The following is a 13752-nucleotide window of genomic DNA, read 5'->3' on the forward strand; positions in this document are numbered from 1 at the left end:
CGAGTGCGACGACTTCTGGACGGTCGGAGCAGAGTCAGCAGCGGCGCCCGCCCTACGCCGACAGGCGCGGCAGGACCTCCCGGGCGAAGAAGTCGAGGTGGTCGAGGTCCTGCAGGTCCATGAACTGCAGGTAGACGCGCTCGCAGCCGGCCTCGCGGAGGGACTCGAGGCGGTCGACCGCCTCGTCGACGCCGCCGGCCACTCCGTGCTCGCGCAGCTCGGCGGGCTCGCGGCCGATCGCCGCCGCACGACGCGTGAACTCCGCCTCGTCCCCTCCGCCGACCGCGATCAGCGCGACCGAGTGCACCAGCGACGAGGGCTCGCGCCCGATCGCCCGGCACGCCTCGTCGACGCGCTCGAAGGCCCCCGGGATCGCGTCGAACTCGGGAAAGGGCAGGTTGAACTCGCTCGCGAACCGCGCCGCGAGCGCCGGGGTCCGCTTGGGGCCGCCGCCACCGACGATCACCGGCAGCGGCAGGCGGGCGGGCTTGGGCAGGGCAGGGGAGTCGGTCAGCGTGTAGTGCTCGCCGGCGAAGGAGTAGCGCTCGCCGACCGGCGTCGACCACAGGCCGGTCACGATCTCGAGCTGCTCCTCGAGGAGGTCGAAGCGGCGCGGAGGGAAGGGGATGCCGTACGCGGCGTGCTCCTCCTCGAACCAGCCGGTGCCGAGGCCGAGCTCGGCACGGCCCCCGGACATCGCGTCGACCTGGGCGACCTGGATCGCGAGGATCCCCGGCGGCCGGTAGGTGACGGAGGAGACGAGGGTGCCGAGCGCGATCCGCTCGGTCTCGCGGGCGAGGCCGGCGAGCGTCGTCCACGCGTCGGACGGGCCCACGCCGGGGTCGCCGTCCCCCATCCGGAGGTAGTGGTCGGAGCGGAAGAAGCCGTCGTAGCCGAGGCTCTCGGCGGCCTGCGCGACGGCGAGGAGGTCCTCGTAGCTCGCGCCCTGCTGGGGTTCGGTGAAGACTCTGAACTGCACGGGTCCAGCCTCCCGCACCGGGGCCGGATCATGCCAGCCCGGCTCCCCCGGCCGGGGCCGCCGACGGGCCCCCGTGTACCGTGGACGGTTGCCGCCGACGAGAGGACCCCATGTCCGAGCACCCGTCCTCCCCGGACACCGCCCCCGCCACCGCGGGCACGACCGCCCCTCCGCACCGCCTCGCACGGTGGGTCTTCTGGCCCGCCGCCGTCCTCACGCTGTCGATCGCGGCCTTCGCGATCCTCGCGCCCGACGCCGCGACCTCCGTGTTCTCGACGCTGCAGACCACCGTCGTCAACACGTTCAGCTGGTACTACGTGCTGATCGCCGCGGTCTTCGTGGCCTTCGCCATCTGGATGGGCGTGAGCCGCTTCGGCGACATCAAGCTCGGCGCCGACGACGACGAGCCCGAGTTCTCGATGCTCGCCTGGATCTCGCTCCTCTTCGCCGCCGGCATGGGCATCGGCCTCGTCTTCTACGGCGTCGCGGAGCCGCTCACCCACTTCGCCACTCCGCGCCCGGGCGTCACCGGCACCGAGACGCAGCTCGCGCAGAGCGCGATCTCGCAGACCTACCTGCACTGGGGCGTCCACGCCTGGTCCATCTACGTGGTGGTCGGCCTCGCCCTCGCGTACGCGATCCACCGCCGCAAGCGGCCGGTGTCGATCCGCTGGGCCCTGGAGCCGCTGCTGGGCCGCCGGGTCCGCGGCGGCTGGGGCAACGCGATCGACGTGGTCGCCCTGGTCGGCACCATGTTCGGAGTCGCGACCTCGCTCGGCCTGGGCGTCACCCAGATCTCGGCGGGCCTGGAGGCGAGCGGCATCGTGGAGTCGTCGCTCACCGTGCAGATCGTGGTCATCGCCGTGGTCACGGGCCTGACCGTCTTCTCGCTGATCTCAGGCGTGGGCAAGGGCATGAAGTGGCTCTCGACCGGCAACCTGCTGCTCGCCGCCGCGCTCCTCGTCTTCGTGCTCGTCGCCGGCCCGACCCAGTTCCTCCTCCGCGAGTTCGTGCAGTCGCTCGGCAACTACCTGCAGAACTTCATCGGCCTGACCTTCACGGTCAGCGCCTACGCCGGCCGCGAGGGCGAGCAGTGGCAGGCCTCGTGGACCACGTTCTACTGGGGCTGGTGGATGTCGTGGGCGCCGTTCGTCGGCATCTTCATCGCCCGCGTCTCGAAGGGCCGGACGGTCCGCGAGTTCGTCGGCGGCGTGCTGCTCGTGCCGACGATCATGACCTTCCTCTGGTTCAGCGTCCTCGGCGGCACGGCCATCTACCGGGAGCTCTACGGCGCCGGCGGCCTCGTCGGCGCCGACGGCTCGGTCGACACCAACCTGGCGCTCTTCTCGATGCTGCAGGGACTGCCCGCGGGCTCGGTGCTGACGATCGGCGCGATCCTCCTGATCGGCGTCTTCTTCGTGACCTCCGCTGACTCCGGAGCGCTGGTGATGTCGATGATCGCGACCGGCGGCGAGCCGGAGCCGCGCAACCGCATCCGCGTGTTCTTCGCCGTCGCGACCGCGCTGCTCGCCCTGTCGCTCCTGGTCGCCGGCGGCCTCGACGCCCTGCAGACCGCGGCGATCCTCTCGGCCCTGCCGTTCAGCGTCGTGATGATCCTGATGTGCGTCGCGACGGTGATCGCCTTCCGCCGCGAGATCCGCGCGTACGACAAGGCCCGCCGCAAGGCGTTCGTCGGCGACATCGGCACGTTCTACGGCCTCGAGGTCGAGGATCCGGCGGAGCGCGAGCCCGCCCACCCGATCAAGCGCCTCGCGAGCCGCCTGAAGCCGGGGTCGAAGGAGTAGTCGGCTCGGAGGAGCAGCCAGGTCGGAGGAGGCCGGGCGCCGCTGGGGCGCCCGGCCGGCCGATCAGCTGGGCGACGGGATGAAGGGGTGCTCCGGCGGGTCCTGGTCGTCGCCGAGGCGGGCGTCGGCGCCCTGGTCGAGCGCCTCGTCGATCGACTCGGGGTCGTCGATCTCGGCCGGGTCCTCCGGCGGGACCGGCAGGGAGTCGCCGTCGGGGCGGGTGGTGTCGGTGACGTCCTCGGGGGCGTCGAAGCCGAAGCTGCTCATGGTTCCCTCTCCGCGGTGCGCCCGGGAGGCGGCGCCGCTGCGGGCAGCCTAGGTCGCGCCCCCGGAGCCGGTCACGGACTTGACGGGGCACCCGAGGGGCCCCGCGGGGTCGGCCTGCTCCGGAGGAGCCTCCGCCCCGGCAGCCGTCAGTGCACGTACTCGAGCAGGTCGGCTCCGAGGGTGCGCATGCCCTCCAGCACCGCGAGGCGGTAGTGCAGGGTCGTGTCGTCGAACTGGGTGGCGACCGCGTAGGCGACTCCGGCGCGCGGGCCGCGGAGGACGCCCGCCTCGGCGCGGACGCCGACGTCGGTGCCGGTCGCGTTGACGAGCAGGACGCCGTGGTCGGGGTGGCGGTGCGCGAGCGGGTCGAGCCCGAACGAGGCGGCGACCATCGAGAGGTCGGTGCCGAGCGAGAGCCAGCCGATCACCCGCGAGCTCACGGCGGCGTCGACGATCTCGCCGTTCGCGAGGGTGGCGAGCAGCCAGGTCAGCTCGCGCGCGGAGCCGATCGAGAGCTGCGGCGCGTCGTCCGGGCCGCGCTCGTCGCGCACGACGTCGAGCAGGGCGGTGCGGGAGAGGCCGAGCGCCTCGGCCCGCTCGCGCACGGCGTCGAGACCGACGCGGCGCAGCAGGACGTTGGTCGCGAGGTTGTCGCTGGAGGCCCCGACGAGGGCGGCGAGGTCGGCGATCGGCATCGACGGCACCTGGAGGTGCTGCCAGAGCCCGGAGCCCGAGACCGCGTCCGCCGCGGTCCGGTCGACCAGGCGCAGGTTCTCCTGCGGCTCGTTCGCCAGCCGGGCGGCGACCTCGATCAGCAGCACGACGGTGCCGAGGGAGGCGGTGGGCATCGAGACGGAGTCGTCGACCGCGAACAGGGTGCGGCCGGTCGCCAGGTCGACGGCGCGCGCCGAGACGACGACCCCGTCGATCGCGAGACGTCCGAGGGCGTCGAAGCCGCGCTGGAAGTTCTCGCGGTCGCCGCCGCCCTTGTGGCGCCCCCGGCGGTTGCGTCGGCTCTCACGGCGGGTCTCGCTGGTGGGGATCACCACGGGTACGGCCCCTCTACGGGTCGGGAGTGCGGTCGTGCGGAGGGGGACCGGGGTCCTCACGCGCCGGCAGGACGCGCGATCGGCGGACGACCCCGCTGCATCGGTCGGCTCTCGATGCCCGGGCCTCCTCGTCCGTGGTGCGGAGGTGGTCGGCGGCGACTACCAGATGGTGACGCGCTCGCTCGGGGAGAGCCAGAGGGCGTCGCCTTCGGAGACGTCAAAAGTAGCGTAGAACTCGTCGATGTTCCGGACGATCTGGTTGCAGCGGAACTCGGCCGGAGCGTGCGGATCGATGGCGAGGAGGCGGATCGTCTCCTCGTCGCGGGACTTCTGCTGCCAGGCCTGCGCCCAGGAGAGGAAGAAGCGCTCGGCGCCGGTCAAGCCGTCCACGACGGGCGGCTCCTCGCCGTCCAGCGAGAGCAGGTACGCCTTCCAGGCGATGCCGAGGCCGCCGAGGTCGCCGATGTTCTCGCCGATGGTCAGGGCGCCGTTCACGTGGTGCCCGGGCGTGGTCGCGGGAGCGAGCGCGTCGTACTGCGCGATGAGCGCCTTCGTCCGCTCCTCGAACGCGGCCCGGTCCTCCTCGGTCCACCAGTCGGTGAGGCGGCCGTCGCCGTCGAAGCGCGAGCCCTGATCGTCGAAGCCGTGGCCGATCTCGTGGCCGATGACGGCGCCGATCGCTCCGTAGTTCGCGGCGGGGTCGCGGGCCTCGTCGAAGAAGGGGAACTGCAGGATCGCGGCGGGGAAGACGATCTCGTTGAAGCCCGGGTTGTAGTACGCGTTGATCGTCTGCGGGGTCATGAACCACTCGTCGCGATCGAGCGGGCGGCCGATCTTGCCGAGCTCGCGGGCGAACTCGAACTCGGCCACGCGGCGGGCGTTGCCGAGCAGGTCGGCCGGGTCGATCGAGAGGGCGGAGTAGTCGCGCCAGCGCACCGGGTAGCCGATCTTGGGCGTGAACTTCGCGAGCTTCTCGAGCGCGCGCTCGCGGGTGGCGGGGCTCATCCACTCCAGGTCGACGATGGAGCGGCGGTACGCCTCGATGAGGTTCGCGACCAGCACGTCCATCGCGGCCTTCGCCGTCTCGGGGAAGTGGCGGGCGACGTAGGTGCGGCCGACCGCCTCTCCGAGCGAGCCCTCGACGAGCGAGACGGCGCGCTTCCAGCGCTCCCGCTTCTGCGGGGTGCCGGTGAGGGTGCGGCCGTAGAAGTCGAAGTTGGCGTCGACGAAGCCGCTGGACAGGTAGGCCGCGGCTCCGCGGATCACCTGCCAGGACAGCCAGTCGCGCCAGGCCGGGAGCCGGTCCTCGGTGAGCAGGCCCGCGAGGCCCTGGAGGAAGCTCGGCTGGCGGACGACCACCTCGGCGAGCGCCCCCTCCGGAGCGCCCATCGCGGTGAGCCAGACGCCGAGGTCGACGCCCGCGGCGAGCTCCTCGACCTCGGACCAGGAGCGGAGGTTGTAGGTCGCCTGGCTGTCGCGGCTGCGGACCTTGTCCCAGTGCGCGGCGGCCAGGTCGGTCTCGAGGGCGACGATGCGCTCGGCGCGGGCCTCGGCGGCGTCGATGCCGGCCAGCGCCAGCATCCGCGCGACGAACGGCGTGTAGGCCTCGCGGACGGAGGCGAACTCCTCCTCGCGGTAGTAGCTCTCGTCCGGCAGGCCGAGCCCGCCCTGGTTGACGAAGACGAGGTAGCGCTCGGGGCTGCCCGGGTCGTTGTCGACGAAGAGGCCGAAGAGCCCGGGGACGCCGGTGCGCTCGAAGGCGCCGACCGCGCGGAGCAGGCCGGGGATCGAGTCGACCCGCTGCACGGCGGCGAGGTCGTCGGCGATCGGGGCGGCGCCGAGCTCCTCGGCCCGCTCCTCGTCCATGAAGGAGGCGTAGAGGTCGCCGAACAGGCGCTCCTCGGTGCCGTGCTGCGCGGTCTGCGCCTCGACGATGATGTCGCGCACGGCCTTCTCCGCCTCCTCCTGGAGCACGTGGAAGGAGCCGTAGCGCGCCTTGTCGGCGGGGATCTCGGTGCGGTCGATCCAGAGCCCGTTGACGTGCCGGTAGAGGTCGTCCTGCGGGCGCGTCGCGGGGTCGAGTTCGGAGCGGTCGATACCGGAGCGAGGCGTCGTCGAGGTCATGGCGGACAGCCTACGTCGGGGCGCCGACACGGTGGCGCGAGGTGCGGCGGGTCGGGCGCGGAGCCGCGGAGGGCGGGCGCGGAGCCGCGGAAGGGAGTGACCGGCGCGGCGCCGCGGGAGGCCGGGCGCGCCACCGTCCGGCTCGCGGGAGCGGGGTGCTCCTGCGAGCCGGACCCGGCCGACGGGGACGCCGGAGCGTCAGCGCCCGAGCTGCTCCTCGACGTACGCGCGGATCGGCGTGGTCGGCCGGCCGATCAGGCGGGCGAGCGAGCCGTCGGTCCCGCCGAGGAGGCCATCGGCGATGTTCGCGTCGAGGCCGACGACGAAGCCGACTCCGCCCTCGGGGACGCCGGCGCCGGTGAGGACGCGGGCGTGCTCGTCGGAGGAGACGTGGCTGATCGCGGCGTCGCGTCCGGCGACCTCGGCGACGATCGCGGCCAGCTCGTCGAAGCGCCAGGCGGTGTCGCCGGAGAGCTCGTGCACGGTGCCGACCAGGGACGGGTCGGTCAGGGCGACCGCTGCGGCCTCGGCGTAGTCGGTGCGCGCGGCGCTGGCGACGCGGCCCTCGCCGGCGCTCGAGAGGGTGCTGCCGGTGGAGGCGAGCTCGGCGACGGTCTGCTCGTAGTTCTCGTTGTACCAGCCGTTGCGGAGGACGACGGCGGGGACGCCGCTGGCGGCGATCGCCTCCTCCGTGGCCTTGTGCTCGGGGGCGAGGATGAGCGCGCTCGTGGTCGCCTTCGGGGCGCTCGTGTAGACCAGGCGCGCGCCGGCGCGGACGGCGGCGTCGATCGCGGCGGTGTGCTGCGCGACGCGCCTGCCGACCTCGGAGCCCGAGACGAGGAGGACGGCCTCGGCGCCGGAGAAGGCGTCGTCGAGCGAGGCGGGGTCGTCGAAGTCCGCGACGGCGGTGCGGACGCCGAGGTCGGCGGCGAGCGCCTCGAGCTTCGCGGCGTCGCGGCCGGTGGCGACGATGTCGGAGGCGGCGGTGCCGCGGGCGAGCAGGTGCTCGACGGCGAGACGGCCGAGGTGGCCGGTGGCTCCGGTGACGACGAGGGTCATGAGGGGTCCTTCCTGACGGGTGGGGCGGGCGGGGTCCGCCGCCAGGAGGGTGCAACCGGCGCATCCTCCTCCCGCTTCCCGGAATGCAGTACCCACTATTTCGTTAGTACTGTCATCACCCCTGTCCCGAGGAGCACCCATGACGATCGCCGACTCCCCCCTGCTCGCCGGGGACGTCTACTCCGCCGACTGCCCGAGCCGCGAGGTCTTCGGCCACGTCACCAGCAAGTGGGGCGTCCTGGTGCTCGCGGCGCTCGCTCCGGGCACGCTGCGCTGGGGCGCTCTGCGGCGCCGGATCGGCGGGATCAGCGAGAAGATGCTCGCTCAGACGTTGCGGATCCTGGAGGAGGACGGCTTCGTGCACCGCGAGGCGCGGCCGGTCGTCCCGCCGCACGTCGAGTACCGGCTGACGCCGCTGGGAGCGGAGCTGGCGGAGCGTCTGCTGCCGGTCGTCGAGTGGATCGCGGGGAACGTCGGGGCGGTCCTGGAGGCGCGGTCGGAGGGCCGCCGGGAGGGAAGGTGAGCCTCACCTTCTTGTGAGAACGTTCACGTTCCGTTCAGGGAGGAGCCTCCACCCGGCGGCATCGGCGCCCCCTCCCCCTGCTTGCCTCGATCGCGTCTCCTGCTCGTGATCGAAGGACCTCCATGTCAGACACCGCCCGCCGCCCGCTCCTCCTCCCGATGGCCGGCCACGTGCGCGGCAAGCGCAGCCCCGTCACCTGCGCGCTGAAGTGCGCCAACGCCTGCTCCACCGCGACCTGCAACACGTCGCACAACAGCTACTTCCGCGACATCGTCTCGTCGCAGCTCTCCCGCCGCAGCGCCCTCGGCCTCGGCCTGGCCGGCGCGGTCACCGTCGCCGTCGCCTCCGCCGGAGGAGCGCCCACCGCCGAGGCGGCCGTGGCGACCGCGGCCGACGGCTCGCCGCTCGCCTTCACTCCGATCGCTCCGGTGCCGTACACGGTCGACCGGTTCACCGTCCCCGAGGGCTTCGCCTGGCAGCCGATCATCCGCTGGGGCGACCCGCTCTTCGCCGACAGCCCCGCCTTCGACATCGCCGACCAGACGGAGGCCGCCCAGGCCGCGCAGTTCGGCTACAACAACGACTACACCGACATCGTCGAGATCCCGGGCTCGAAGCGCCTCCGCGCCCTGCTCGTCGTGAACCACGAGTACACGAACGAGAGCATCATGTTCCCGGCCGCGCAGCTCGAGGCGGAGCCGGAGCGCGTGCGCGCCGTCGGCCGCGCCGCCCACGGCCTCAGCGTCGTCGAGCTGGTCCGCACCGCGGTCGACCGCCCGTGGGCCTACGTCCGCGGGGGCGAGCGCAACCGCCGCTACCTGCTCGACACCCCCTACGAGGTGACCGGCGCCGCCGCCGGCACCGACCCGCTGAAGACGGTCGCCGACCCCGAGGGCCGCACCGTGCTCGGCACGCTCGGCAACTGCTCCGGGGGCACGACGCCGTGGGGCACGATCCTCTCGGGCGAGGAGAACTTCAACGGCTACTTCCGCGCCGTCGGCACGAGCGACGCCGAGAAGCGCTACGGCCTCGCCGACTCCGAGACCTCGCGCCTCTGGGAGCTCGACGACCCCCGCTTCGACGCCCGCACCCCGGGCTACGAGAACGAGCCGAACCGCTTCGGCTGGATCGTGGAGTTCGACCCCTTCGACCCCGACTCCACGCCGAAGAAGCACACGGCGCTCGGCCGGCTCAAGCACGAGGGCGCGAACGTCATCATCGCCCCGGACGGCCGCGTGGTCGCGTACCAGGGGGACGACGAGCGCTTCGACTACCTCTACAAGTTCGTCTCGACGAAGCGCTACATCGAGGGCGACCGCGCCCACAACAAGACCCTGCTGGAGGAGGGCGACCTCTACGTCGCCCGCTTCACCGGCGACTCCCCCGTGGCCGAGATCACCGGCACCGGGGCGGTCCCCTCGGACGGCGGCTTCGACGGCATCGGCGAGTGGCTGCCCCTGGTGCTGAACGGCGCCTCGACGATCGCCGGGATGAGCGTCGCCGAGGTGCTCGTCCACACCCGCCAGGCGGCGGACGCCGCGGGCGCGACCAAGATGGACCGCTGCGAGGACGTGCAGCCCAGCCTGGTCAGCGGCCGGATCTACGTGGCCTGCACCAACAACTCCGCCCGCGGCACCGAGGGCGCGAAGGAGGGAGCGACCGAGGTCAACCCGCGCACCGAGAACCGCGACGGCCACATCGTCGAGATCATCGAGGACGGCGGCGACCAGACCGGCCGCACCTTCACCTGGAACCTGCTGATGCTCTGCGGCGACCAGGCGCAGGGCGACGTCGTCTACTTCTCCGGCTTCCCGGCGGACCAGGTCTCGCCGATCTCGTGCCCGGACAACCTGGCCTTCGACTCGGTCGGGAACCTCTGGATCTCGACCGATGGCGCCCCGAGCGGCATCGGCTACAACGACGGGCTCTTCAAGGTCGCGCTCGAGGGCGCGACGCGCGGCAGGGTGGAGCAGTTCCTCTCGGTGCCCCGCGACGCCGAGACCTGCGGACCGATCGTCCACGACCTCGACCAGCACGTGTTCGTGGCGGTGCAGCACCCGGGCGAGGAGGGCACCTTCGAGGCGCCGACCTCGTTCTTCCCGGACTACGGATCGACGGCGGCGGGAGCGGTGGCGGCACCGCGTCCGACCATCGTGCAGATCCTGCCGGCCTCGCAGGTGGTGGCGCCGACTCCGACGCCGACCGCCGGGCCGACCACGGCACCGACGACCCCGCCGACCACCGCGCCCACGGCGACTCCCACCACGGCACCGACCGCCGGGCCGACCGCGGCGCCCACCGTTGCTCCGTCCCCGGTGCCCACGACCGCGCCGACCGGCACGCCGACCCCGCTGCCCGTCAGCGGCTCGGGCGGCGGGCTGGCCTCGACCGGAGTCGAGAGCGTCGGCCTGATCGCGGGCGCCACCGCGCTCCTGGCCGCTGGCGCCACCGCGCTCGGCCTCGGAGCGCGCCGCCGCGCGGCCGCCGAGGGCGAGGACGACCCGCAGGCGTGAGGCCGGACAGGGCCCGGGACCGATCACAGGATCGGGGCCCGGGCCCTGCCACGCTCGGGGACCCGCCGCTCAGGCCCCCGGGACCGGCGGGCCGGAGCGCCAGCGGAGGATCGCCGCGGCGTCGGCGTCGTGCGGCAGCGTCACCACGTCGACCCCCTCCGGAGCGGTGCGGGAGTCGGTGACGAGCACGCGCGCGTCCGTGAGCACGGCGGCGCGGGCCAGCGCGAGGGCGGCGTCGACGGAGTCGATCACCTCGGCGCCCAGCGCCTCCTCCGGGGCCGACGCGACCCACGGCTCCGCGGCGAGCGCCAGCAGAGCGCGCTCGCGCAGCCGGCCGGGGTCGAGCACCAGCGTCTCGACCTGTGCTGAGGCCAGCGCGGTGACGATCGCGCCGAGCGAGTACTCGACGGTGCGGCGCGGCTCCCCGGTGCGCAGGGCGTCGAGCACGTCCTCCTTCTCGCGCAGCAGGATCCGGTCGAGCTGCTCGTCGACGAACCGCTCCAGCGCCCCCTCCTCGCTGCCGGCGGCCCGCGTGTTCACGGGCTCGACGGCCAGGATCGCGGCGCTGCTCGGCGAGAGCTGCTGCGCGAGCAGCTGCCGGGCGTGGATGTCCCCCGCGACGACCAGCAGGCACGGCCGGTGCACGCGCACGAGCTCGTCCACCGCGGCGGCGAGCTCGGCCTGCGTGCGCCGCCAGATCTCCTCCGCGTGGTGGTGGAACCGGTCGTGCCGCCAGCCGCCGGCCTGCGCCTTGTGGAGGGTGTCGGTGCGGCCCTGCACGGCCTGCTCGGCCTCGGGACGCTGCGCGCCCAGGCGGTGCAGGCGGATCTCGCCGCCGTCCCGCGAGGTCTCGACGACGAGGACGCGCAGGTCGGGCCGGTGCTGCAGCAGCGGCACGATGTCCGGGAGCGGGCTGTAGGAGACGCCCTCGGGCGCGACCGGCCGACCCGGCAGCACCTCGTTCAGCACGACCCTCCCGTCCACGGCGACCGCGAAGAGGCAGCAGCCGCCCTGGGGGCGCCCGGCCCCCTCGAGCAGAGCGGTGAGGGCCCGGATGTCGGCCTGGGGCGCACCCTGGCGGGCGAGCTCGTCTCCGAGGGACGTGGCGCGCTCGAGCGAGATGTCCGGCGGATCCCCGGAGTCGATCGCGAGGTCGACGTAGAGCTGCGACACGGGCCGGGAGTCGCGGAGGAGCTCGGCCAGGGTCGGGAGAGCGGGGGTGGTGGTCACCATCGGGTCGTCCTTTCCTCTCGGTCCCGACAGTGTCGGACGGCAGGAGCGGGAGGAGGGACGGGGTTGACTGCTCGCGCGCGCCTCAGAGCAGGCGGCGCGCGGAGGCCCAGGCGGTGAGCTCGTAGCGGGAGGAGAGCTGCAGCTTGCGGAGGACGGCGGAGACGTGGGACTCGACCGTCTTGACCGAGATGAAGAGCTCGGCGGCCGCCTCCTTGTAGGCGTAGCCGCGGGCGATCAGGCGCATCACCTCGCGCTCGCGGGCCGAGAGCCGGTCGAGCTCGTCCCCCGACTCCGCCTGCTCGCCCGCCAGCGCCCCGAAGGCGTCGAGCACGAAGCCGGCCAGGCGCGGCGAGAACACGGCGTCCCCGCCCGCCACCGCGAGCACGGCCCGGCTGACCTCGGCTCCGGAGCTGGCCTTGGTGATGTAGCCGCGGGCACCGGCGCGGATCACGCCGACCACGTCCTCCGCGGCGTCCGAGACGCTGAGCGCCAGGAAGCGCGACGACGACCCGGCGCTGCGCCGCAGCACCTCGGCCCCGCCTCCGCCCGCACCGCCCGGCAGGTGCACGTCGAGCAGCACCACCTCGGGCGCGAGCGAGGCGACCAGGCCGACGGCGGAGTCGACGTCGGCCGCCTCCCCGACGACCTCGAGCTCGGGGGCGAGGTCGGCCCGCAGGCCGGAGCGGAAAATCGAGTGGTCGTCGACCAGCAGCACGCGGGTCACCGCTCGACCTCCGCGGGGAGTCGCAGATGCACCTCGGTGCCGGTGCCGCCGACTCCGGGGCGCACGGTCGCGCTGCCGCCCGCGCGCGCCATCCGGCCGATGATCGACTCGCGGATGCCGAGGCGGTCCCCGGGCACCTCGTCGAGGACGACGCCGGGGCCGCGGTCGCGCACGAACACGTCGACGCCCTGCACGGAGGACTCGAGGTACACCGAGACGTCGCCGCCCGCGTGCCGGGCCGCGTTCAGCACGGCCTCGCGGGTCGCGGCGAGGAGCGCGGCGGCGCCGGGGACGGACGCTCCGACGGCCACCACCTCGAGGTGCACGGGGTAGTCGAGCTCGACGGCGGCGGCGATCGCCCGGACCTCGGCGGCCAGGTCGTTGGCGACCGGGACGTCGCGCTCGAACAGCCAGTCGCGCAGCTCCCGCTCCTGGGCGCGGGCGATGCGGGCGACCTCGCTCGAGGCTCCGGCGCGGTTCTGGATGAGCGCGAGGGTCTGCAGCACGGAGTCGTGCAGGTGCGCGGCGATCTCGGCCCGCTGCTCCTCGCGCACGCGGGCGGCGCGCTCGCCCATCAGCTCGGACCAGAGGGTCACCACCCGGGGCGCGGCCAGCACGCCGGCGGCGATCAGCAGCACGCCCACGGCGAGGACCGCGTTGAGGGCGCTCGGGCGGCCGGTGAGCACGGCCGCTCCGGCGAGCACCAGCAGCGCGCAGGAGGCGAGGCGCACCGCGGAGCCGTACCGGGCGGGGCGGACGGCGTCGCCGCGGTCGAGCCCGAGGCTCCAGCCGACGGCTCCTCCCGCGAGCAGGCCGACGGCGACGAGCGCGCGGGTGATGTCGGCGTCGTCGCCGCTGTCGACGGTGATCAGCACGGCGAGCGCCGCGACGGCGGCGGCGAGGGTCAGCAGGCCGGCCACGGGAGCGGAGCGGCGGACGGCCGGATCCGCGTCGCGCGAGTCGAGCGGCGCGAGGGGCACCAGCGCCCAGAGCCAGAGGTAGAGGAGCGCGCCGCCCCCGCCGAGCGCGGTCGTGAGGACGGCCAGGAGGCGGGTCCTCCGCACGCTCCAGCCGAGGTGGTCGGCGACCGCGGTGCACACTCCGCCGAGCAGCATCGTCCGCGGCCGCTGCAGCGGGGGGCGGACGGCGGTGCCGGGGACTGTGCTCACCCCTGCATCCAAACAGGTCGGCCGCACGATCGGGGGTGCTCTCGGGGTCGGATCAGGGGTTCCCCCGATGGTCCGGGCCGTGGGGCGCACGGGAGACTCGCAGCATGACAGGACAGAGCACGACCCCGCCGGGCTCCGCGGAGCCGGACGGCACGGATGCGGCGAGCACAGCGACGACGCCGATCGGGACGGATCCCGGAGCCGCCGGCCCCGAGAGCACCCCCGATCGTGCGGCCGACCTGTTTGGATGCAGGGGTGAGCACAGTCCCCGGCACCGCCGTCCGCCCCCCGCTGCAGCGGCCGCGGA

11 protein-coding genes are annotated in these 13752 nt (G+C 73.9%); 3 read left to right on the forward strand and 8 right to left on the reverse strand.

Annotation, left to right across the window (positions count from 1 at the left end; translation table 11 throughout):
* Positions 1-52: 52 nt before the first annotated feature.
* Positions 53-979 carry an LLM class F420-dependent oxidoreductase gene (locus tag C5C36_RS16715; RefSeq protein ID WP_104234367.1) on the reverse strand — a complete coding sequence of 309 codons (927 nt, stop codon included), beginning with the start codon at positions 977-979 and terminating at the stop codon, positions 53-55.
* Between the two features lie 110 nt (positions 980-1089).
* On the opposite strand from C5C36_RS16715, the gene C5C36_RS16720 reads away from it, so the two are divergent.
* Positions 1090-2784 carry a BCCT family transporter gene (locus C5C36_RS16720; RefSeq protein ID WP_104310081.1) on the forward strand — a complete coding sequence of 565 codons (1695 nt, stop codon included), beginning with the start codon at positions 1090-1092 and terminating at the stop codon, positions 2782-2784.
* Between the two features lie 63 nt (positions 2785-2847).
* On the opposite strand, the gene C5C36_RS16725 is transcribed toward C5C36_RS16720, so the two are convergent.
* The 4 genes from C5C36_RS16725 to C5C36_RS16740 form a co-directional block, all read right to left on the reverse strand.
* Complete coding sequence (locus C5C36_RS16725) at positions 2848-3051, reverse strand: hypothetical protein (protein WP_104222832.1); 204 nt, start codon at positions 3049-3051, stop codon at positions 2848-2850.
* 146 nt (positions 3052-3197) lie between these two features.
* Positions 3198-4100 (reverse strand): serine hydrolase, encoded by a 903-nt coding sequence (locus C5C36_RS16730; protein WP_104222833.1) that lies wholly within the window; start codon positions 4098-4100, stop codon positions 3198-3200.
* Between the two features lie 159 nt (positions 4101-4259).
* The gene (locus C5C36_RS16735; RefSeq protein WP_104222834.1) at positions 4260-6224 is read right to left on the reverse strand and encodes a M13 family metallopeptidase; all 1965 of its coding nucleotides are present in this window, start codon (positions 6222-6224) and stop codon (positions 4260-4262) included.
* Between the two features lie 198 nt (positions 6225-6422).
* Positions 6423-7283: an NmrA family NAD(P)-binding protein gene (locus C5C36_RS16740; RefSeq protein ID WP_104310082.1), complete on the reverse strand. Its 861-nt coding sequence runs from the start codon at positions 7281-7283 to the stop codon at positions 6423-6425.
* Between the two features lie 139 nt (positions 7284-7422).
* On the opposite strand from C5C36_RS16740, the gene C5C36_RS16745 reads away from it, so the two are divergent.
* Both C5C36_RS16745 and C5C36_RS16750 read left to right on the forward strand, forming a co-directional pair.
* Positions 7423-7806, forward strand: coding sequence for a helix-turn-helix domain-containing protein (locus C5C36_RS16745; protein ID WP_104256663.1), 384 nt, complete (start codon positions 7423-7425; stop codon positions 7804-7806).
* A 122-nt stretch (positions 7807-7928) separates the two neighbouring features.
* Positions 7929-10319, forward strand: a complete 2391-nt coding sequence (locus C5C36_RS16750) for a PhoX family phosphatase (RefSeq protein ID WP_104310083.1) — start codon at positions 7929-7931, stop codon at positions 10317-10319.
* 69 nt (positions 10320-10388) lie between these two features.
* Here the strand turns inward: C5C36_RS16750 and C5C36_RS16755 are convergent, their stop codons facing one another.
* The 3 genes from C5C36_RS16755 to C5C36_RS16765 all read right to left on the reverse strand — a co-directional run bounded on the left by C5C36_RS16755 (position 10389) and on the right by C5C36_RS16765 (position 13445).
* On the reverse strand, positions 10389-11552 hold the full coding sequence (locus C5C36_RS16755; protein WP_104310084.1) for a Vms1/Ankzf1 family peptidyl-tRNA hydrolase: 1164 nt from the start codon (positions 11550-11552) through the stop codon (positions 10389-10391).
* Positions 11553-11634: 82 nt separating this feature from the next.
* Positions 11635-12276, reverse strand: coding sequence for a response regulator transcription factor (locus C5C36_RS16760; protein WP_104222839.1), 642 nt, complete (start codon positions 12274-12276; stop codon positions 11635-11637).
* A complete protein-coding gene (locus tag C5C36_RS16765; RefSeq protein WP_104222840.1) occupies positions 12273-13445 on the reverse strand; it encodes a sensor histidine kinase in 1173 nt (390 codons plus the stop codon). The genes C5C36_RS16760 and C5C36_RS16765 overlap by 4 nt, the downstream gene beginning before the upstream one ends.
* Between the last annotated feature and the right edge of the window lie 307 nt (positions 13446-13752).

Origin of the sequence: Rathayibacter sp. AY1G1 (assembly GCF_002932095.1) — a bacterium.
GTDB lineage: Bacteria > Actinomycetota > Actinomycetes > Actinomycetales > Microbacteriaceae > Rathayibacter.

Excerpts from the sequence above, each read along its gene's own strand:
- C5C36_RS16720 (WP_104310081.1), top strand. The coding sequence starts at position 1,090 with ATGTCCGAGCACCCGTCCTCCCCGGACACCGCCCCCGCCACCGCGGGC.
- C5C36_RS16725 (WP_104222832.1), bottom strand. The coding sequence starts at position 3,051 with ATGAGCAGCTTCGGCTTCGACGCCCCCGAGGACGTCACCGACACCACC.
- C5C36_RS16735 (WP_104222834.1), bottom strand. The coding sequence starts at position 6,224 with ATGACCTCGACGACGCCTCGCTCCGGTATCGACCGCTCCGAACTCGAC.
- C5C36_RS16740 (WP_104310082.1), bottom strand. The coding sequence starts at position 7,283 with ATGACCCTCGTCGTCACCGGAGCCACCGGCCACCTCGGCCGTCTCGCC.
- C5C36_RS16745 (WP_104256663.1), top strand. The coding sequence starts at position 7,423 with ATGACGATCGCCGACTCCCCCCTGCTCGCCGGGGACGTCTACTCCGCC.
- C5C36_RS16750 (WP_104310083.1), top strand. The coding sequence starts at position 7,929 with ATGTCAGACACCGCCCGCCGCCCGCTCCTCCTCCCGATGGCCGGCCAC.
- C5C36_RS16755 (WP_104310084.1), bottom strand. The coding sequence starts at position 11,552 with ATGGTGACCACCACCCCCGCTCTCCCGACCCTGGCCGAGCTCCTCCGC.